The organism is Desulfobulbus alkaliphilus, from assembly GCF_016918545.1.
Taxonomy (GTDB): domain Bacteria; phylum Desulfobacterota; class Desulfobulbia; order Desulfobulbales; family Desulfobulbaceae; genus Desulfobulbus; species Desulfobulbus alkaliphilus.
Genome location: NZ_JAFFQC010000139.1, coordinates 1 through 540, shown reverse-complemented (window position 1 = coordinate 540; position 540 = coordinate 1). Strand labels below are relative to the sequence as shown.

Here is a 540-nt window from a genome sequence, read left to right as displayed (position 1 = left end):
ACCCAAGAGTATGTCGAGCCGCTTGATGGCGTGGACCAGATCGTCATGCTCAAGTCGATCATCTCAGGCTCCTGCGTCGTTCGCACGAACCTTGAGCACCTGTTCGACGACATTTCGCCTTCGCGCGTCCATGTGGTTGCGCCGGTGATGCTCGACGGTGCGGACGAGCGTCTGACCCAGGAGTTTCCGCGAGAGCTGTCGGAACGATTCCAGTACTGGATGTTCGAAGTCGATACCGAGCGTGAGAAGAACGGCGACGTCGTGCCCGGTATAGGCGGAGAGGTCTACGGGCGCCTCGGCTTGGGGGATCAGGCAGCGAAGAACAAGGTCATGCCTGATCTCGTTCGGCAACGGATTGGCGCTGCGGCCTAGAAGGGGCGTCGTTCGGGGTGGCCCCACGCCACAGGCCGCGAACGGCGAAGACGGACATCTGGACCCTTAGCAGGTGTGATCGGACGCTCGCGTCGCAAAGCTAGCCACGCTTCGACTTCGCTCAGGTCCCAGACCACACATCGGGGGGTGAGCAGGAAACGGCGAGGG

General features: G+C 62.0%; 1 protein-coding gene and 1 pseudogene. One reads left to right on the top strand and one right to left on the bottom strand.

Going from position 1 to position 540, the window contains the following annotated elements:
• Nucleotides 1-372: pseudogene (locus JWG43_RS17785) on the top strand (hypothetical protein); the annotation flags it as partial.
• Here JWG43_RS17785 and JWG43_RS20405 read toward each other — a convergent pair.
• On the bottom strand, nt 369-540 hold a 172-nt coding region (locus tag JWG43_RS20405), incomplete at its 5' end, for an AlpA family phage regulatory protein (protein ID WP_205244286.1). The pseudogene JWG43_RS17785 and the gene JWG43_RS20405 overlap by 4 nt on opposite strands.